The sequence below is a fragment of the Dietzia sp. NPDC055343 genome, assembly GCF_053645265.1.
The window spans coordinates 160,431-180,387 of the sequence record NZ_JBSHMJ010000003.1 but is presented as its reverse complement, the minus strand read 5'-3'; the positions used below and the strand labels follow the sequence as shown (position 1 = coordinate 180,387).

At 70.5% G+C, this 19,957-nt stretch carries 11 protein-coding genes; all 11 read right to left on the bottom strand.

From position 1 onward, the window contains the following. Positions 1 to 276: 276 nt before the first annotated feature. Entirely contained in the window at positions 277 to 1,830 is a 1,554-nt protein-coding gene (locus ACWIE7_RS02765) for an acyl-CoA carboxylase subunit beta (protein WP_452099822.1), read from the bottom strand. Next, positions 1,827 to 6,851, bottom strand: coding sequence for a polyketide synthase Pks13 (pks13, locus tag ACWIE7_RS02760; RefSeq protein ID WP_454068535.1), 5,025 nt, complete (start codon positions 6,849 to 6,851; stop codon positions 1,827 to 1,829). Before pks13 ends, ACWIE7_RS02765 begins: the two co-directional genes overlap by 4 nt. A 90-nt stretch (positions 6,852 to 6,941) precedes the next feature. Beyond that, positions 6,942 to 8,897, bottom strand: a complete 1,956-nt coding sequence (gene fadD32, locus ACWIE7_RS02755; RefSeq protein ID WP_452099820.1) for a long-chain-fatty-acid--AMP ligase FadD32 — start codon at positions 8,895 to 8,897, stop codon at positions 6,942 to 6,944. Positions 8,898 to 9,061: 164 nt separating this feature from the next. Beyond that, a complete protein-coding gene (locus tag ACWIE7_RS02750; protein ID WP_452099819.1) occupies positions 9,062 to 10,027 on the bottom strand; it encodes a cutinase family protein in 966 nt (321 codons plus the stop codon). Positions 10,028 to 10,166: 139 nt separating this feature from the next. Further along, entirely contained in the window at positions 10,167 to 10,658 is a 492-nt protein-coding gene (locus tag ACWIE7_RS02745) for a DUF732 domain-containing protein (protein ID WP_454057336.1), read from the bottom strand. Further along, a complete protein-coding gene (locus tag ACWIE7_RS02740) occupies positions 10,655 to 12,598 on the bottom strand; it encodes an alpha/beta hydrolase-fold protein (protein ID WP_452099817.1) in 1,944 nt (647 codons plus the stop codon). The genes ACWIE7_RS02745 and ACWIE7_RS02740 overlap by 4 nt, the downstream gene beginning before the upstream one ends. Positions 12,599 to 12,868: 270 nt before the next feature. Continuing rightward, complete coding sequence (locus tag ACWIE7_RS02735) at positions 12,869 to 14,011, bottom strand: alpha/beta hydrolase (protein WP_454068534.1); 1,143 nt, start codon at positions 14,009 to 14,011, stop codon at positions 12,869 to 12,871. 185 nt (positions 14,012 to 14,196) lie between these two features. Then, on the bottom strand, positions 14,197 to 16,260 hold the full coding sequence (locus ACWIE7_RS02730) for an arabinosyltransferase (RefSeq protein ID WP_454068533.1): 2,064 nt from the start codon (positions 16,258 to 16,260) through the stop codon (positions 14,197 to 14,199). Positions 16,261 to 16,273: 13 nt separating this feature from the next. Beyond that, positions 16,274 to 17,308, bottom strand: coding sequence for a decaprenyl-phosphate phosphoribosyltransferase (locus ACWIE7_RS02725; protein ID WP_454068532.1), 1,035 nt, complete (start codon positions 17,306 to 17,308; stop codon positions 16,274 to 16,276). Further along, positions 17,308 to 17,874: a phosphatase PAP2 family protein gene (locus tag ACWIE7_RS02720; RefSeq protein ID WP_454068543.1), complete on the bottom strand. Its 567-nt coding sequence runs from the start codon at positions 17,872 to 17,874 to the stop codon at positions 17,308 to 17,310. The genes ACWIE7_RS02725 and ACWIE7_RS02720 overlap by 1 nt, the downstream gene beginning before the upstream one ends. 82 nt (positions 17,875 to 17,956) lie before the next feature. Next, positions 17,957 to 19,957, bottom strand: a complete 2,001-nt coding sequence (locus ACWIE7_RS02715; RefSeq protein WP_454068531.1) for a glycosyltransferase — start codon at positions 19,955 to 19,957, stop codon at positions 17,957 to 17,959.

Sequence of the window (19,957 nt, the reverse complement as noted above, 5' to 3'; positions counted from 1 at the left end):
CGGGTGGATCCCACCCGCGGGCCGTGTCGTTTCCCGAGCCGTGGCTGAGGGTGCGCCCGGCGCCCGGCTCCCGGTGTCCCCGAGCAGCTCAGCCGCTCCCGGTCATGAACTCCCGCGCGCGCTCCGGCGGGGGCGGGAGTTCATGACCGGGAGCGGCTGGGAGCTGGGCGAGCAGGCGCGCGAGCGGATGCCGCAGGCGCGGGGGCGGATGCCGCAGGCGCGGGGGCGGATGCCCGAGGGCAGGCGTACGGGGAGCCCGCCACCCCATCGCGGTTACTACAGCGGCGCGATGGGGTGCTTGCGCGGCGGCTCGTTGCGGATCTTGTCGCGGAGCTGCTTGAGGGCACCACGCAGGATCAGACGCGTCTCGGACGGCTGGACCACGGCGTCGATGTAGCCCCGCTCGGCGGCGGTGTACGGAGTCGCAATGAACTCGTTGTACATGTCGATGAGCTGCTGACGGAGCTTCGGGCCCTCCTGCGGGCCGGCCTCCTCGATCTGCCGACGCTGCAGCAGATCCACCGCGCCCTCGGCACCCATCACCGCGATACGGGCGGTCGGCCACGCGAAGTTGAGGTCGCCGCCGAGGTTCTTGGAGCCCATCACCGCGTACGCGCCGCCGTAGGCCTTGCGCACGACGAAGGTCACCTTGGGAACCGAGGACGCCGCGACCGCGTAGCCCATCTTGGCGCCGCGGTGGATGATGCCGAGCTTCTCCTGCTGGACGCCCGGCAGGTAGCCCGGGGTGTCCACCACGTAGACGATCGGGATCGAGTAGGCGTCACACAGCATCATGTGCCGGGTGGCCTTCTCGGAAGCGTCGATGTCCAGGGCACCGGACAGGTGCAGCGGCTGGTTGGCGACCACGCCGACCGGCTCGCCGTCGACCCGGGCGAACCCGGTGATCATGTTGGGCGCGAACTGGCCGGAGGTCTCGACGAACTCGCCGTCGTCGAACATCCGGATCAGGACGTCGTGCATGTCGTAGGCCGCGTTGTCCGAGTCCGGGATGATCTCGTCGAGCGCCAGGTCCGACTCGGTGATCTCCGGCTCGAGACCCGGATTGATCAGCGGTGCCTTCTCCGCGGCCGAGGACGGCAGGAAGCTGAGCAGGTTGCGCACGTACATGAACGCCTCGTGTTCGCTCACCGCGACGTGGTTGACGTTGCCGTTCTTGGCCTGCTGCAGCGCCGAGCCGAGATCTTCCATGGAGATCTCCTCGCCGGTGACCTGCTTGATCACGTCGGGGCCGGTGACGAACATGTACGCCTGGTCCTTGACCGCCACCACGAAGTCGGTGGTCACGGGTGCGTAGACGGCACCGCCGGCGCACTTGCCGAGCATGATCGAGATCTGCGGGATGTACCCGGACGCCGGGTACTGACGCTTGGAGATCTCCGAGTAGTAGGCCAGCGAGGTGACGGCGTCCTGGACGCGGGCGCCGCCCGAGTCGTTGATCCCGATGATCGGGCACCCGACCTTGAGGGCGAAGTCCATGATGGCGCAGACCTTCTTACCGAAGCCCTCACCCACCGAGCCGCCGAATACCGTGTTGTCGTGCGCGTACACGACCACCGGGCGGCCGTCGATGGTGCCGCGGCCGGTCACCACGCCGTCGCCGTACGGGTTGTTCGGGTCACCGGGCGCCTTGGCGAGCTGCCCCATCTCCACGAAACTGCCCGCGTCCAGGAGCTCGGAGATGCGCACCCGCGGCGGGGTCAGCCCGGCGGCATCCCGCTTGGCCTTGGCCCGCTCACTGCCCGGGTCCTGAGCCTGCTCGGTCTTGACCCGCAGTTCCGCGAGCTTGTCCGCGGTGGTCTTCGCCGTCACGCGTGGGATCCCTTCAGTACTTCGGAGTCGAGCTCGGAGAGCCGACGTGCCAGATGCTTACCGACCGTACCGACCACCGGCTCGTCCACCACCGCCAGGTGGTCACCGGACAGAGGAACGATCTCGAGATCGGTCACGATCGCGGCCCAGCCGCCGTCCGGGTCCACGTGCGCGTAGCGGGGCTCGAGCTCGATCGCGCCGTCGTGCATGCGCTCAGCCCGGTAGATGACGAACGGCACCTCTGCACCGGTCCCGGACCAGGAGGCCAGGTCGGCGCTCTGCAGGATCCGGTTGTCGACGAAGCTCGCCCGCTGGTGCTCGATCACGCCGCCGCCCATGGCGTTGGCCTCCGAACCGAGCGCCTCCAGCAGCATGGTCAGGACGCCGTCCTCGCCGTGCTCCTCGAGGAACTCACGCGGGACCTCGACGTCGAGACCATAGGTCTTCTTGGCGAACTCCGAGTAGCGCTTCCAGCGCGCCTCGGCCTCGTCCAGCGTGTCCGGCACCGGCTCCGACGGCTGCACGGTGTCCAGCAGCACGACCAGCGCGATCTCGTCGCCCGCCGCACGCAGCTGGTGCGCGACCTCGACGGCCAGCGCGCCGCCGAACGACCAGCCGCCCACGGCGATCGCGCGACCGCCGGCGAGCTCGCGGATGCGGTCGAGGTAGCCGGCGGCCCGCTCGGGCAGCGGCCCCTCGGTGCGCTCGACGCCGTAGACGGGCGTATCCGCGGCAAGACGCTCGACGAGTGGCTCGTACACGAACGAGGAACCGCCGGCGGCGTGGAACAGGAACAGCGGCGTGCGCTCCGCGGAGCCCTCCCGCAGCACCCGGATGTTGCCCTCGATCGCCGCCTCCGTGAACGGCCGCAGCAGGTCGGCGACGTCGGCGATCGTGGTGGCGCCGGCCACCTGCCCGGCGGTGATCTCACCGCCGGAACGCTCGGAGAGTCGGGCGGCGAGCGCGGCCCGGGTCGGGTCGTCGAGCGTCGGGAGGGTGCCGGTCACGCCGGGGGCGGCAGCACCGGTGACCACGGCCCACGCACCGAACGCCATGCGCTCGGTGTCATCGCGCGGGGCGATCGCGATCGCGGCGTCGGTACCGGCGCCGACGTCGGCGTCGGCGTCGGCGCCTGATTCAGTGCCGTCGCGCAGGGCGGCCACGTCCACCGCGCCCTCCCCGCGAGCCTGCTGGGCGGCCAGCTCGCCGACCTGCTCGGGGTTCTCCACCGCGAACGTCACCATGTCGGCGACATCGTTGAGCGAGGCATCCCGCATCGCCTGCAACTCGAGCGGCGGGATGGAGAACTCGTACTCGACCCGGTTCTTGATCCGCACCGCCATGAGCGAGTCCAGGCCCAGGTCGAGCAGCGGCAGCTCGCGCGGCAGGTCGTCGGGGCTGTACCCCATCGAGGAGCCGATGATGCGGGCCAGTCGGTCGGAGAGCGCCTCCCCGGTGTCCGGGCTCCAGCGACCGTCGGTCTCGTCGTCCTCCCCCTCGTCCACCACTGGGGCGTCGGACTCGGTGGACACGTAGGCCAGCTCCTGCGCCGAGCCGGGCTCGATCGGCGTCCCGCCGCTCACCGCGCACTCGGCGACCAGTTGGAACGACGACGCCGGCGCGTCACCCACGTGCGCGTGCACCTGCAGCGACGCACCACCCGGGTGCGGCGTCATGGTGGTCGTCACGGCGCCCGACGCCGGCAGCAGACCGGGCCGGTTCACGGCGGTGAGCGTCGCACCCTCGACCACCGACGCGGCCGCGGCCGTCATCAGCGCGTCGACGCTCGGCACCACCTCGGCACGGACCTGCCAGGCGTGGCGGCCGTCCGGCAGCGCCACGTGCGCGCCCGGCATGCGACCCTCGCCCGACCCGCCACCGGCGGTGACCGTCGGCCACAGGGTGCGGCGCTTCCAGCGGGTGCCAGGCACCGCGGCGTAGCGGCCGGCGCCCGTGACGTGCCCGTGGAGCATCTCCACCACCGACGGCATGTCGATCGAGTGCCCGTGGACGTACAACTGCGCGATCGCGCTCAGCAGCGTGTCCGCCTCGGACTCCTTGCGTTTGAGCGTGTACAGCAGGTTGGGCTCCATGAGCCCGGCGTCGAAGCAGGTCGCGGCGATCGACATTGCGGCGACCGGATTGGGTGCGAACTCGAGGAAGGTCACGTAGCCGGCGTCGACGGCCTTGCGCACGGCGTGGGTGAACCACACCTGGTGGCGCATGCCCTTGACCCAGTACTCCTCAGCGTGGATCGGTCCGTCGCCGGCGCGATAGAGCACCTCGCGATCGACCGACGAGAACAATGCCGAGGTGAGCGGGCGCGGCTCGAGGCCGGCGATCTCCGCGGCGAGCTCGCCGAGCAGCATGTCGACGTCCGAGGTGTGGCCGGCGCCGCGGACCTGGAGCTGACGGGCGAACTTGCCCTGCTCCTCGACCCAGGCCACGAACTCGGCGACCGGCTTCGCACGCCCACCGACCGTGGTGTGCGTGGGCGCGGCGTAGACGGCCGGCTCGATGGAGGCGAACTGCGGGTTGTCGGCGATGATCTGCGCGACCTCGTCGGCCGAGTACTCGACCAGCGCCATCGCGCCTGCCTCCTCGTCCGACACCTGCTGCTCGGCATCACCCATGAGACGCGAGCGCACGCAGATCACGCGCACCGCGTCCTCCAGGTTCAGGCCGCCCGTGGCGTACGCGGCGGCGACCTCACCCATCGAGTGGCCGATCACGGCCTCGGGCTTGGCGCCGAGCGCCTTGAGGGTGTCGATGAGCGCCACCTGGATGGCGAAGATGCCGACCTGCGCCGTCTCGACCCCGTAGGTCACCGAGTCGTCGAGGAACATCTCGGCCATGCGGTAGCCGGCCTCGAAGTCGATGAGTTCGTCCACCGCGTCCAGGCACGAGGCGAACAGCGGGTTGGACAGGTACAGCTCCTTGGCCATCTTCCGGTGCTGCGCACCGAATCCGGCGAACACCCACACGTCGCCGGTCCCGGCGGGCGCGTCGGCGCTGAACACACCGGGGCCGGGATCGCCGGCGGCGAGGGCCCGGAGCCCCTCGACCAGCTCGGCCCGGGTGTGGCCCACCACGGCACCACGGGAGCGGCCGTGGTTGCGGGTCGACAGGGTGCGGGCGACGGCGCCCAGGTCGACCGAGTCGTCCTGCTTCTCGAGCCAGTCGGCGATCTGACCGGCCGCGGCCTTGCGGCGCGAGGGCAGCGAGCCGGACACCACGAGCACGGTCGCGGGCGCGCCGGCCGCGGAGGTGCCGGTGGTCGCCAACTCGTCGGCGTTGTGCGCGACGGCGTCGGCCACACTGCGGGCGACGGAGTCCGCGGCGGGCGTCTCGGCTGCGGTCTCAGCATCGGCTGCGGTCTCAGCGTCGGCTGAGGTCTGCGCGTCCACGACGTTAACCGGGGTGGGCTGGTACTCGGCCACCACGACGTGCGCGTTGGTGCCGCCGAAGCCGAAACCGGACACGCCCGCCAGGGCGCGACCACTGTAGCGGGGCCACGGCGTCGTCTCGGTGACCACGCTGAGCCGCGCGGTGTCGAAGTCGATGTACGGGTTGGGACCCGCGAAATTGAGGGTCGGCGGGACCGCGTCGTGGTCCATGCCCAGGATGATCTTCGCCAGACCGGCGGAACCGGCGGCCGACTCCATATGGCCGAAGTTGGTCTTGGCCGAACCAAGCAGCGTGGGCTTCTCAGCATCGCGTCCACGGCCGAGGACCTGCCCGAGCGCGGTGGCCTCGATCGGGTCGCCGAGGATGGTGCCGGTGCCGTGGGCCTCGATGTAGTCGACCTCGCGCGGGTCGACGCCCGCGTCTGCGTACGCCTGGCGCAGCACGGCGACCTGGGCGTCCGGGTTGGGCGCGGTCATGCCGTTGGAGCGGCCGTCGGAATTGACCGCCGAACCCTTGATGACCGCGAGGATCTGGTCCCCGTCCCGCTCCGCCTCGGACAGGCGTTTGAGGATGAACACGCCGCCGCCCTCGGCTCGGCAGATGCCGTTCGCGTCCGAGGAGAAGGCCTTGATGCGCCCGTCCGGGCTGAGCGCGGCACCGGTCTTGGCGAAGCCCATCGTCGCGGCGGGCGCGAGCATCATGTTGACGCCGCCGGCGACGGCGAGGTCGGACTCGTGCAGGCGCAGCGAGTTGACGGCCTCGTGGATCGTGACCAGCGAGGTCGAGCAGGCCGTGTCCAGGGTCATCGAGGGGCCGCGGAAGTCGAACGTGTACGACACGCGGTTGGAGATGATCGAGTTGGAGGCGCCGGTGACCGCGTACGGGGAGGCCGCCGCGGAGTCTGCGGTGAGGAAGACCTGGTAGTCGCTCGAGGACGAACCGATGAACACGCCGACCTCGCGACCCTTGAGGTCACTGGCGGGCAGGTGGGCATTCTCCAGCGCCTCCCAGGTGAGCTCGAGCGCGAGCCGCTGCTGCGGGTCGACCATCTCGGCCTCGCGGGGGCTCATGCCGAAGAACTCGGCGTCGAAGTCCCGCACCTCGGAGTCGTCGAGCCAGCCGCCCCGGTCCGGAGCCTCGGACAGGACCTGCTGGACATAGGCGTCACCCGCCCACTCCGACCAGCGCGTGGCCGGGCGCGGCGAGGTGGCGTCGCGACCTTCGGCGAGGAGCTCCCACGTGGCCTCGGGCGTGTCGGCGCCGCCCGGGAACCGCGTGGCCATACCGATGACCGCGACGTCGAACTCCATACCGGCCCCGCGCTCACGGAACGTGTGCAGATCGACCGGCTCGTCGGACTCCACCGGCCCGTTGATCACGTACTCGGCGAGGGTCGCGACGGTGGGATGCTGGTAGGCGACGGTCGCGTCCAGTGGGCGGCCGAGAAGGTCCTCGAGGTCCGCCGACAGGGTCACCGCGTCGCGTGAGGACAACCCGTACTCCTCCAGCGACCGGTCGTCGGTCACCTTGGAGATGTCGAGGCCCGTGGCCCGGCAGACCCAGCCCCGCAGCCACTCGCGGAGCTCTACTACCGTCATCTCGCTCTGTGCCATCTGGGTGACTCGCCTTTCCTCGGGTGTCATCCGGGGTGTCCCGCGCCGCGGGGCACCCGTGGTGCCTTCTGCCAGCCCGGCCGCCGGACGCTATTCCGTCGGCAGGTCGGGGAAGGCGGTCTGCTGGTGTCCCCCGCGTAGCGTCCCGTCGACGTACGCGGTCTTGCATGCACGGCGCGCGATCTTGCCGCTCGACGTGCGTGGGATCGAGCCGGCGGGCACCAGGAGCACGTCCTGTGCCGTGACGCCGTGCCTGGCGGAGATCGCCGAGCGGACCGCGTCCGCGATGGGCCCGGGGTCCGCCTTGCCCGCGCCGGGCGCGCGCTCGCCCACCAGCACGAGCGTCTCCGAGGAGTCATCGGCCGCGATCTCCGCGCCGTTACGGGCGTCGATCGGCAGCTGGTTGGCCGGAACCGAGAACGCGGCCACGAAGCCGGGACGCAGTGCGTCGGACACGTCCTGCGCCGTGTTCTCGAGGTCCTGCGGGTAGTGGTTACGACCCGCGACGATCACGAGGTCCTTGACGCGGCCCGTGATGTAGAGCTGGCCGTCGACGTACGCCCCGTAGTCTCCGGTGCGCAGCCAGCGCCCGTCCTCGGGGACCGAACCGAACTCGCGGACCGTCTTACTGCCCTCGGGCAGGCGCTCGGTCAGCGTGTTTCCGAAGGTGGCCCGGGACTCCTCCGGGCGATCCCAGTAGGCGCCGCCCACGTTCGTGCCGTGGAGCCAGATCTCGCCGACCCTGCCCTCGGGCAGTTCGCGGCCGGTGCCGTCGTGTTCGCCGGTCGTCTCGTCGATGTTCGCGTCGACGATCGTCGCCCACTGGCTCGGCGCGACGTACCCGCAGGCGACCTGCGGGATCGCGTCGTCGTTGCCCTCGACCTGAGCGGGGTCCAGGACCGTCATGAGGCCCTTGTTGAGATCTCCCCGGTCGACGTGGATGACGATCGCCTCGTCGTCCTTACGCGGTGAGGACACGAACAGCGTCGCCTCCGCCATGCCGTAGGACGGCTTGATGGCGGTGGGGGCCAGCCCGTACGGGGAGAACGCCTCGTTGAACGCGCGCATCGACGCGGGCGTGACCGGCTCCGAACCGTTGATGATGCTGGTGACACCGGACAGATCCAGTGGCTCGCCCTCCCGCGGCAGGCCCCGGCGGGCGGCGTGCTCGAACGCGAAGTTCGGTGCCGCGGCGAACACGCCGTCGACGCCCCCTTCGCCCGCCGCCTCGGCCAGCTGCGTGACCCAGCGGCCGGGACGCTGGACGAACGCGCGGGGGCTCATCACCGTGATGGTGGCCCCGCCCATCGCGGGAAGGATCACCGTGAGCAGGCCCATGTCGTGGAACAGCGGCAGCCAGGTGACGCCGCGCGAGGCGCGGCTCAGCCCGAGGCCGTCGAAGAGCTGCATGACGTTGGTGACGACGTTGCGGTGGGTGATCTCCACACCGGCGGGCACCCGGGTGGAGCCCGAGGTGTACTGCAGGTAGGCGATGTCGTCCGCGCCGAGATCAGGTCGGTCCCATCCGGCGCCGAGCTCGTCGGGGATGGCGTCGACGGCGACGGTGCGCGGACGCTCGCGCGCGGGCAGTTCACGGAACAGCTTCCGGACGCCCGCCGCGGACTGGGTGGAGGTGAGGATGACCGTCGGCGTGCAGTCGCCCAGGACCGCGTGGAGACGGTCGTGGTGGCCGGGTTCGTCCGGGTCGAACAACGGCACGGCGATGAGCCCGGCGTGGATCGCGGCGAAGAACGACACGATGTAGTCGAGCCCCTGCGGGGCGAGGATCGCCACCCGATCGCCCGGCTCGGCCACCTGCTGCAGCCGGGCCGCGATGGCGTAGAGGCGGTCGCCGAACTGCGACCACAGCAGCTCCTGAACCTCGCCTTCGCGGGTCTTCGAGTAGTCCATGTAGCGGTAGATCAACCCGTCCTGCGCCGGGTCCTGACGGGCGGCGGAGACATTGGCCTCGACGAAGTCGACCAGAGTAGTGCGATCGGGGATGACAATCGCCCCGCTGGCGTCGTGGTACTGCTCGAACTCCACGTTGCTCCGTTCCGATCCGTGTCTGATGGTCGACGTCGCCGACCGCGGACATGCGGGTGCACTGACGACAGGCTTGGTCGATCTTACAGCGTGCCCCAGGCCACCTCCGAACTCCGAATCTACGCGCGCGGTCGGCGTGTCGAACCGCGACATGCAGAGTTCGTCTACCCGTGGGCGATCTCCGGCGCACCGTCGGTGAGCTCGCGGATGTGACCGATCGTCCATTCGGGCACCGTCGTGCCGATGATGACGTCAGGGTTCGTCGCGTACAGCGCGTGGACCGCGTTGTTGGCGACGAACTCCTGGAAGCGGGCCGCGCCGTCGACCACGTTGAGCGGGGCGTTACAGATGAGGTCGCGGGAGTCGCAGATCTGGGCGGTGCGGTCCGCGAGCTCCCCGAACCCGCCCGGCCGGACGCCTGTCATGGTGGCGCCGGCGATCAGCTGTGTGAACCCGGTGACCGGCTGCAGGGAGATCTCCATCCCCTGGCCGTTGCCCGGGTTCAGGCCGGGCGACTGGCCCTCGCCCGGCAGGCGGCGCCCGTCCGCGATGAGGACCGAGCCCAGGACCCGGTCGGCCGGGACCGGGCCGTTGCCGGTGCCGATCTCGTTCGTCAGGTCGCCGGCGATCACGGCGCCCTGGGAGAAGCCGAGGAGGATGAAGGAGGTGTACGGGCAGTGCTCGTGGGTGGCGGCCATCTCGGCGCGCGCCCGGTCCGTGCCCTCGGCACGGCTCTGGTCGTAGGTGATCTCGTCGGGCCGCTGCGGGTTCCGGAACTGGGCGACGTACGGCACGGTGTAGACCTCGAGCCGGTCGCCCGGGTACTGCTCGGACAGCGGATCGGTGATCGTCCGCAGGAGCGCCTGCGGCAGGAACGTCGGGTTGTGCGGATCGTCGGTCGGGCTGCTCTCCCACGTGCCCGGCACGGCGAGGAGCTGCACATCGGCACAGTCCGCCGGCTGCGCGATCTCGGGCGTCTCGGGAGGGGGCACGGGCCCGTCCGGATCGGTGGGCAGGCCACGCTGTCCGATCCACCATCCGACGCCCAGCACCACCAGGACCACCATCACGAGCGCTCCGATCGAGCACCCGAGACGGCGGCCGTACCCTCCACGGGATCCACGAGCCACGATTCGTACTCCTTCCCGGCCACCTCACAGGCGATGTCCGTCAGTGACCGATGCCCGGTTCAACGCACGGGTGGCCCCGCGGGTTCCGGAACCGGCCGAGACGTGGCGACCCTCACGCGCCGCCGCGGGACGCCTCCGGCTACGGGCAGAGCTGGCCGGCGGAGGCGTCCACGACGATCCGGGACACCTGATCGACCTCGAGATCCGAGTAGCCGCCCGCCACGATCTGGCCCGCGACCGCGTCGGCGATGGTCGTGGTCTCCTCCGCGGCACCGCCGGTGGTCCGGATCCGGCAGATGGTGTTCCCCGCAGCGACCAGCGGATCCTGCAGCTCCCCGGTCTCGATGCCCTCGCGGTCGAGGGTTTCGAGGTAGCCGCGTTCCCGCGCCCCCACGGCGGGGCCGTCGAATCCGGAGGCGTCCGAGGCGACGGGGGCGGGCGCCTCGGTGAACCGGCCGGAGTCCTCGGAGGCAGGCACCCTGGAGGAGGTCGGGGCGCTACCCCCGGGCGGTGGGGCCAGGGTCTCGGAGTCCGGTACGCCGGACACGGTCGAATCGCCGCCACCACAGGCCGCGAGCATGCCGCCGGTGACGATCAGGGCGGCACCCAGGGCTGTCGCGCGCGCCCTCACGAGATCTCCGCCCGGCCGCCTGAGACGGTGATCTGGCCACCCTCGAAGTCCATCACCTGGCCGTCACGCGTGGTGCGCACCGGGCCGGTCGGATAACCGAGGCGGCCGCGTTCGTAGTCGACCGTGCCCCAGGCGTCGAAGATCGGACCGCGCGGGACAACGTGGGCCCCGGTGCCACGCGACCAGTAGATGTAGCCACCCTGGAAGCGGCTGAACGCACCGCCCCGCGTGCTCAGTGCGATCTCGTCGGTCGTGGGGTAGCCCAGAGCCGAGTTCTCCGCCCCGGCCTCACGGTAGGTCTTGAGGATCTCGCCCTCGACGACCTTCGGCCCGGTCTCCTCGGACCAGTAGACCGTGCCGCCCTGGAAGCCCTGGACGACGCCCGGCTTATTGGGGTTGGCGATCTCGTCGGTGGTCGGGTAGCCGAGGTCCCCTCGCTCGGCCCCCTGGTCCTGCCACATGGCGCGGATGGCGCCCCGGACGGCGTGGGCGCCGGTGGTGGGCGACCAGTAGATGACGCCGTTCTGGAAGTCCGAGTACCGGCCCTTGCCGTCGGGAGTCGTGTTCTCACCCGAGGTGGGTAGCCCGAGCGAACCGGCCGGGCCGTCCTCGGACTGGTAGGCCGCGCCGATCGCACCGAGGACCGAGTGCGCCCCGGTCTGCTGCGACCAGAACACCTGGCCGAAGCGGAAGTCCGTGGCCTTGCCGCCGCGGACGTCGTACTCGTTGGTCAGGCACGGCCCCAGACCCGGCTCACGCTCGGCCAGGCGGGCGATCTCGCCCTCGGCCGCGCACGGGGGCTCGACGTTCGCGATGCCCACCGCGGTCGCGTACTGCGGCCACGCCTGGGTCATCTCGAACTGCCAGTAGGGCCACGTGTGGGTCCCGGAGGGCCGGAAATTGGCAGTGACGTTGACCCCGGCCTCGCGGGCGCGGTTGACGAAGGTCTGGGTGGTCATCCGCGACAACAGCTCGAGGCCGTAGCCCGGGAAGTTGGTGGGGATCCCCGGAAGGCCGGACGGCTCGTCCCAGGGTCCGGTGTTGCCACTGCCGGCGGAGACGTACACGGTCTGCTCCCGCATCTTGGCGGCGTGGAGCTTGGGATCCTGCTCCTGCCAGCGCGGCGAGCCGAGCGGGCCCCACATGCTCTCGGCCGGGTAGCCACCGGCGTCCTGCATGGCGACCTTGATGGCCTCCGGCATGCCGAAGCTGGTGGTGTCGAGGAATCCCGAGTAGCTGGCCGCGAACTGGAAGTAGTCCGGGTACCGCTGGGCGAGCATCATCGCGGCCGTGCCGCCCATGGACAGGCCGGCGACCCCGTGCTTGTCGCCGACACGCCATTCGCGCTGCAGCAGCGGCGGGAGCTCCTGCATCAGGAAGGTCTCCCACTGGTACTGCTCGCCCTTGGCGTCGGCGACCCAGTCGGTGTAGAAGCTCGACTCGCCGCCGATCGGCAGGACGATCACCGCGTTCTTGGCGTCGAAGAACTGCGAGATCTTGGTCTCGAGGGTCCAGCCACTCGCGTCATCCCGCGCCCGCAGGCCGTCGAGGAGCAGCAGCGAGGGGTAGGTGCGGTCCGGCTCGGAGTTCCACGTGGCCGGAAGCATCAACTGCACCTGCACGGCCTCGTCCATGGCCGGCGACTGCACCCAGAGCGCGACCCGGTTCGCGGACTTCCACTCGACGCGGTCCAGCCGCACACCGGCCGGCAGGTCGTCCGGCACCTGCAGGGTCGGCGCGTCCGGAGCGTTCTCCGGGTTCGGCGCGGGAGTGGCCCGCGCCGGGGCCTCCTGGCTCGGGCTCGGGCGGACGGGCGTCTCCTGGGCGCCGGCGAGGGGCGTCACGACGAGGCCGGAGCCCACCATGCCCGCCACGAGCGGTACCGCGACGAGGGACGCCCACCGACTGCGGGGGCTCACATATGCGCTGGGGGTCGCCATGGTGTCTGTTCTCTTCCTTGCCGCGTCGACTGGAAACGGATCCCGTGAGTGAACGGCCGGCATCGGCCGGCGGCTCCGGACTCCGGGGCCCTGAGTCCATGGCGCGTCCGTGGTTTCCCCTTCCACGGCCGAGCCCGGCGGCCGGATACGACCGGGGCCCCGCACGTGAATCTACGCGCGGGGCCCCGGTGTGACGGGTGAGGACTCGCTGGGATCAGCCGAATCCGTCCATTATTCGTCGGAAGACGTCCCTCGGGACGCCGCCGACCATCAGTAGGTCGAGTACGCGTCCATCACGTCGAGGATCTGAGTGGAACGGGCGTCGATGAGGTCGTCGTTCCAGTAACCCCAGCCGTGGATACCCGTGGCGCGGTAGTTGAAGACCGCCCGGTTGGACGCGGCGTTCATGGTGTTCTGGAACGCCAGGGTCGAACCGCGGGACAGCCCCTCGAGGATGACACCGTTGAACGTGTTGAACACGCCCTGCAGGCTGGACGGCTGGTCGTACTGGCCGGGGATCGCCGAGCCGGCGGTGACGTACATCGGGATATTCCGCAGCTTGTCGGCGTTGAGCAGCGGGTCGTTCCTACCCCAGGCCGGGGAGCCCGGCAGGCCCCACATGGCGAACGGATCACACTTGCACTGGTCGAACATCGCCAGCGGGATCATCGAGTACATCCCCGGGGCGGTCGGGTTCATGTAGCCGGAGAACACCGAGACCTGCTTGAACTGGTTCGGGTGGTTGGCGGCCAGCGTCGCGGCCGCCGAGCCGCCCATCGACAGACCGGCGATGGCGTTGTTGTTCGGGGACACGCCGAACTCCCGCTGCAGGTAGCCGGGCAGCTCCTGCGTCAGGAACGTCTCGTACTTGTACTCGAGCAGGTTGCCGCCCAGGTTGATGGGCCGCTCCCAGTCGGAGTAGAAGGAGACCTGGCCGCCGACGGGCATGACCAGCGTGATGTTGTCCATGAGGAAGATGCGCTGCGCCTGGGCGTCGTGGGTCCAGGCGTTCCAGTCATCCCGCGCGCGCAGACCGTCGAGCAGGTACAGGCCGGCGTTGCCCCCGCCCTGACGGGCCGGCTGGACCTGCACCTTGATGTGCCGGTTCATCGACGGCGACCAGACCTCGCACAGCTGGACCCAGGACTGGACCGCGTCGTAGACGCACCCGGCACGCAGCCGACCACGCTGGCCGTCCGGGTCCTCATTTCCACCGAACGCCATGGCAGCCGGGGCAGCGGCCGGGGCTGCGGCCGGCGCCCCGGCCGAACCGGCGGAGCCGAGGCTGGCCGACGAGCCCGGCTCGGTCGCCTGCGCGTTGACGAGGGCCGGGGCGCCGGCCATGAGCCCGGCGGCGGTCGCCATCGCGGTGAGCCCGGCAGCGAACCTGCGCCGGAGGGTGGAATGGGACATTCGTTGGTTCCTTTGTTCGTTCCTGGTGCCCCGGGAGGCATCGGTGACGTCCATCGGACCGACCCCACCAGGGAGGGCCGGAACTGCGACATGAATACTGTCGCGCACTATGGGACAGGTGTTACAGGTCGGGGACCATTTTGATCCCCTGCCGTTACCGTTCCGAGACAACAGCAGGCGCCACCCTACCTAGTGCCCTGATACTTCTCCACTTCCTCCGGCATGGGCAGACCACACCTCTGGACCTCGTATGCAGGGATTCTGTTCATCCGGTACTCGGCGAATGAGAATGCGTTCACGAGGTTTGACCACCGTCGCTCAGGCGTCAGCGGCGCGGAATACGACTCGATGAGCGCCTGTGTCGCAGAACACTGCAGAGCCACCTCGGCCTGGTTCACCCAGTTGACGTCGATCCACCGGGGGAAGTTCACAGGATCCTCCACCACCCCCGTGGACGCCATCACCCAGTCGTACGGGAGGAACTTGTCGTGCCCGATCCGCCCGTCCTCCATGCGGTCCGTGTGGGCGGCCAGCGGCGAGGCGAGGCCCACGGTGTCGTAGACCTTGACGTCGAGCGGCAGATTCATGCTCGTCATGCCGAGGTTGAGGAACACCACGGTCTTGATCGGGTCGTCGGGCAGCTCGAACGGCGCCAGCCCCGGCATGGGCCGGTCATACGACACCACATCCCAGCGGTCCTGGAACCCCGGCACCGGCAGGAACACCGCGCCCGTCCGGTTGGTCGAGACGTCCCGCACCAGCGCGCGCATCCGCGGGAAGTCGAGGTAGTCCTCCGCGAGCAGCGGGTGGCGGTGGCCGGTGCGCTGGATGTAGAACTGGCGCTCGTCCACGATCCCGGCAGCCGTGATGGACTCGGGCTCCTCGCGGAAGGGGTCCTGGGTGACCTCGACGGTCACCGCCCAGCCGACGACGACGAGCCACGCCGCCGCGACCACGGGCACCGCCACGCGGCGCACCCGCCCGTCCTGCTCCCCGCGCGGCGGCCCGATCGGCAGCGGCACCACCGAGACCGGCAGCATGAACAGGAACAGCGATGGCAGGAGCACACGGCCGTGCATGAAGTCGCCGCCGACGCGGGTGACGTAGAGCAGCATGATCAGGGCCACCACGAGGAACGCGACGGTGACGACCGGGGTGGAGCGCACCCCGCCCCGTAGACGGTTCAACCGGCTGACGTCGTTGTCGTCGTCGCCCTGGTCGCCGTGGGCGTCGGCGTCGTGCTCGTCGTCGTGGGTGTCGGCGTCGGCGTCGCCCCGATCCACCCCAGCGCCGGCGGATCCGCCCCCCTTACGGAAGTAGCGGATCCACGCTCCGGGTCGCGCACTCGTGACCGCCCAGAGCGAGACCAGGCCCCCGACCAGCACCACCGCGATCGGCACCAGAAGCGCATACGGCGACAGCAGATCCCACAGGTACTCCAGGCCGCGACCCCACTTGGAGCCGCCCGCGTCCTTGGCCACCGCGGTGAGCGGGTACGGCAGCGCGTAATACGACATGCGCCACAGCTGGTAGAGCACGGGCACCGCGCCGGCGATCGCCACCAACCAGCCCAGATGCCGCCACGACTGGCGCGCGGCCGCCATGAGCGCGAGGAAGACCGCCGCCGCGATGGCCATCTCCGGCCGCACCAGCGGACCCAGGCCCGCGATGAACGCGAGCACCGCCGTGCCCGGGGCGGGCAGTCCGAACCGATACTCGCGGTGCTCCGCCCGCGCCCACAGCTGCATCCCCAGCCACATGACGCCGATCCAGCAGATCACCAGACCCGTCTCCAGGCCCGAGCTGGCGAAATCGCGCGCCGGGGGCAGCATCACGTAGATGAGCACGCCGAACGGCAGCAGGAGCATGGGCACACCGGCGGGGGCACGGCGGGTGCCGCGGTACATGACTCGGGTGCCGAGCATCGCACACACCACCGCGGCCATGCTCAGGGTGAGCGCCAGGCCCAGGGCGACGAGCTCGAGCCGGAAACCCACGACCTCGTGGGTGAGGTAGATGAGATAGGTCCACAGCGTGGAGGTGTTGGACTCCACGCGCTCGCCGGCGTTGAACACCGGCCCGTTGCCCGCGATGAGGTTGCGGACGGTACGCAGGACGATGAGGCCGTCGTCGGCGATCCACCGCCGCTGCCAGGCGCCCGCGAAGAAGATCGCCACCACCACGGCCACGCCGGCCCAGAAGGCCGTCCCGGACCACCGGCGAGACCTGCCCGCCGCCACTTCCGTCATCGCCAGAGCCGGGTCAGATGGCCGGGACGATGTAGACGCCGATCACCACGGTCAGCACCCACAGGGCGGCCAGGATCTGCAGGACGCGGTCGCCCAGGGCGATGTCCTCCGGCTCGCCGGCCTGGGCCGCGTCGACGTCCACGGCGTAGCGCAGGACGGCGATGGTGAACGGGACGATCGAGATCTGGAGCCAGATCGCGGCACCGGCCGGCTGGCCCGGATCCGAGCCGCGGTCGTAGGCCCACAGCGCGTAGCAGAGCACCAGCACGGTGGCCGACAGCGTCCACACGAAGCGCAGGTAGGTGGGCGTGTAGCTCTCGAGCGCCTTGCGGATCTTGGCGCCGGTCTTCAGGTGCAGGCTCAACTCCGCGTACCGCTTGCCGGCCGCCATGAACAGCGAGCCGAAGGCCATGACCAGCAGGAACCACTGCGAGATGGCGACCTCGGCCGCCGCGCCGCCGGCCACCGCGCGCAGCAGGAAGCCAGAGGACACGAACGCGATGTCGAGCACCGGCTGGTGCTTGAGGCCGAAGCAGTACATGAGCTGCAGCACGATGTACACGGCCACGACGATCGCCAGCGCCGGGTGTGCGAAGAGCACGGAGATGACCAGCGCCGCGATGATGAGCACCACCGCCATGCCGTACGCCAGTCCGACGGGCAGAACGCCGGCGGCGATGGGACGGAACCGCTTGGTCGGGTGGGCGCGGTCGGCCTCGACGTCCATCGCGTCATTGATGAGGTACACGCTCGACGCGGCCATGCAGAAGGCCACGAACGCGATGAAGACCGAGAACAAGACCGACGAGTCGGTCAGGGTCTGCGAGCCGGCCGCCGCGGGGGCGGCGATCACGAGGACGTTCTTGACCCACTGGCGCGGACGGAGCGCCTTGATCATCCCGTCGAGGAGGTTCTTGGGCGGGGCACCCTTGGCCTCTTCCTCCGCCTCCGCGATGTCGTCGATCTCGTTGGCCGTGTGCGGCTCGGCGCCGAAGAGCTGGTGATCTCCCCCGCCCCGGGCTGCCGGGGCTCCGGTCTGATCGGTCATCAATTCTCCTCGGGATTCTCAGTGGTGCCTGGGCCCGCCTCGGCCTCGCGCCATGCCTCGGGCAACACGCGCTGGACGGCCGCGGTGGGCCATACTGCACGGGTGAGCGCCGCGCAGCCCGCACCGACCGTGGCGCCGGCGAGCACATCAGAAGGGTAATGGACTCCGAGCACGAGCCTGGACGCCAGCATCACCGGCACGAGTGCCGGGGCGATCGGTACGCCGCTGACCGACCCCGCGAGCAGGGCGAACGCGGTGGTCGACGTGGCATGGGAGGAGGGGAAGCTCAGCTTCGAGGGCGTTCCGACGCCCACCGCGACGCTCGGGTGGTCGGGGCGCTTGCGCCGGACGACACGCTTGAGCACGACGGAGGTGGCGTGCGCGCCGAAGGTCCCCACCCCGACCATCGCCCACCTGCCCCGGCGCGCGGGGTCGAGCACCATTCCGGCGCCGGCGATCGCCATCCAGCCGAGGGCGTGCTCACCGACATGCGAGAGCGTCACGGCGGCCTCCCGCGACCCGGGCACGGCCAGCAGTCGGCGCTGGATCCCGGAGAGTAGCCGCACCTCGCCGGTCGGCACGGGGATCTCGACCGTCGGGGCCGCCCCATGCCCGGCGGAGGCTCCGGCCGTGGCCGGCGTGGCGGGGTCAGGCGTCGAAGACACGGCTCCAGGCCTCCTTGCTCACGAGTTCGGCATGCGCCCGGCGGTAGCGACGGCGCATCTCGGGGAACCGACGGTACAACTCACGATGCAGGGCCGCGGATTCCTTGAACAGGGCTGCGGCCTTGTCGCGGTCGCGCTTGCGGTAGACGACTCCGCGGCCGTCCGCGGTGGTGACGGTGGCGCCGTCGACGCGGCTGAGCGAGTACCAGCGCGCCTCGACGGGCGGGAAGTTGGCCTGGGGCACCTCGTGGTGCGCCTTGTCGTCGCGGGACAACGTGTGGGCCAAGCCCTTGGCCAGGGCGACGACCTTGCGCGCCTTGCCCTTGGGCTCGGTGTGGATGCCGGCGGGCCCGCCCGACGGGGCGGGTAGGTCGACGGCGGAGGGGACGACGACGGCGTCCGGGAACCCGGCGCGCATCGACCGGACCTTGGGCAGCGCCGTGGGCAGCAGCTCGTACAGCGCCTCGGGGCCGCGCAGGAAGTCGCGGATCGCCTCGATCTGGATGGCCACGGTCGAGTATTCGAGGCACACCAGGTGCTTGACCAGCGCCTTGAGGCTGGACTGCATGATCCCCTTGTGGTCGCCGTCGTGGTAGAGCGAGGCCACCACGAGGCGGTTGCGCAGGTGGAAGTACGCCTGCCAGTCGATCGCGTCGTCCTTGTCGGACCACGCCATGTGCCAGATCGCCACGCCGGGCATGGTGACGGTGGGGTGCCCGGCCCGGCGGGCGCGGAGCCCGTACTCGGCGTCGTCCCACTTGATGAACAGCGGCAGCGGCTGTCCGATCTTCTCGGCGACCACACGCGGGATGAGGCACATCCACCAGCCGTTGTAGTCCACGTCGATTCGGCGGTGCAGCGGCTTGGGGTTGTCGCGGTCCGTCAGCGGGTACGTGGAGAAGTCGTAGTCGTAGTCCGCGTGCGGGGCGGCGGTCCACATGAAGTCGTGGCCGCCGACCACCTCACCCATGGTGTGGAGGTGGCTGCGCTCCTGCAGGTTGAGCATCTGCCCGCCGACAAGCATCGGCACGGTGGAGAACCGGGCGAAGGCCAGCGCGCGCAGGATCGAGTCGGGCTCGATCTCGATGTCGTCGTCCATGTACAGGATGTAGGGCGAGTCGGTGAGGCGACGGGCCTCGTACATGATGCGGCTGTACCCGCCGGATCCACCGAGATTGGGCTGGTCGAAGATCCGCAGCCGGTCGCCCAGCGCCTCGGCGGCCTCGGTGAAGCCCGGCTCGTCCCGCACCTTGCGGTCGCCCTGGTCGGGCATGAGCACCGCATCGATCACGGCGTCGACCTGCGGATCGGAGGTCAGGGCCTCCAGCGCGGCCACGGCGTCGCCCGGGCGGTTGAAGGTGGGGATGCCGATCGTGACGCGTCGGTCGTTGGGCACCTGCACCGACGGGGCGGGCCGGCCGTCGGGTCCGGCGTCGGGCCGGGTCTCCGTCGCGGCGACGGCCGAGTACCAGCCACCGGCCAGCAGCTCGACGTCCGTATCGGAGGTGAGGTCGAACCAGATCCAGCCGCCATCCTCGAACGGGCCGAGGTCGCAGACGAACTCGACCGTGGTCACGCGGTCGGTGTCGCCGGGGCTGCCCACGACGTCGCCGGTGATCGCGATGCGCGAGCCGTCGATCTTGGACCGGTAGAGGTCCACCCGCCCCGCGCCGCGGACGGTCAGGCGTAGGACGACGGAGTCCAGCACGGTCCACCGGCGCCAGTACGCGGCGGCGAACGCGTTGAAGTAGGTGGCGAACGAGACCTCGCTGTCCGCGCCGATGCTCAGCGTGGTGCGGCTGGACGAATGCGCGCGCCGGGCGTTGGTGGGCGCCTCCTCCAGGTACAGCGACCGCACGTCCAGCGGCTCGCCGGCCCGCGGCAGGATGATGCGCTGCAGGCATTCCAGGCCACGCGGGTCCGCAAGTGCTGCGACCGACCGCTCGATCTCGCCGCCTGCCTCGTGGTGGCCTCGGTGTTCCAT

What these genes read in the sequence shown, in the direction of transcription:
- pks13 (WP_454068535.1), bottom strand. Translation starts at nt 6,851, where the DNA reads ATGGCACAGAGCGAGATGACGGTAGTAGAGCTCCGCGAGTGGCTGCGG.
- ACWIE7_RS02740 (WP_452099817.1), bottom strand. Translation starts at nt 12,598, where the DNA reads ATGGCGACCCCCAGCGCATATGTGAGCCCCCGCAGTCGGTGGGCGTCC.
- ACWIE7_RS02735 (WP_454068534.1), bottom strand. Translation starts at nt 14,011, where the DNA reads ATGTCCCATTCCACCCTCCGGCGCAGGTTCGCTGCCGGGCTCACCGCG.
- ACWIE7_RS02730 (WP_454068533.1), bottom strand. Translation starts at nt 16,260, where the DNA reads ATGACGGAAGTGGCGGCGGGCAGGTCTCGCCGGTGGTCCGGGACGGCC.
- ACWIE7_RS02725 (WP_454068532.1), bottom strand. Translation starts at nt 17,308, where the DNA reads ATGACCGATCAGACCGGAGCCCCGGCAGCCCGGGGCGGGGGAGATCAC.
- ACWIE7_RS02715 (WP_454068531.1), bottom strand. Translation starts at nt 19,957, where the DNA reads ATGGAACACCGAGGCCACCACGAGGCAGGCGGCGAGATCGAGCGGTCG.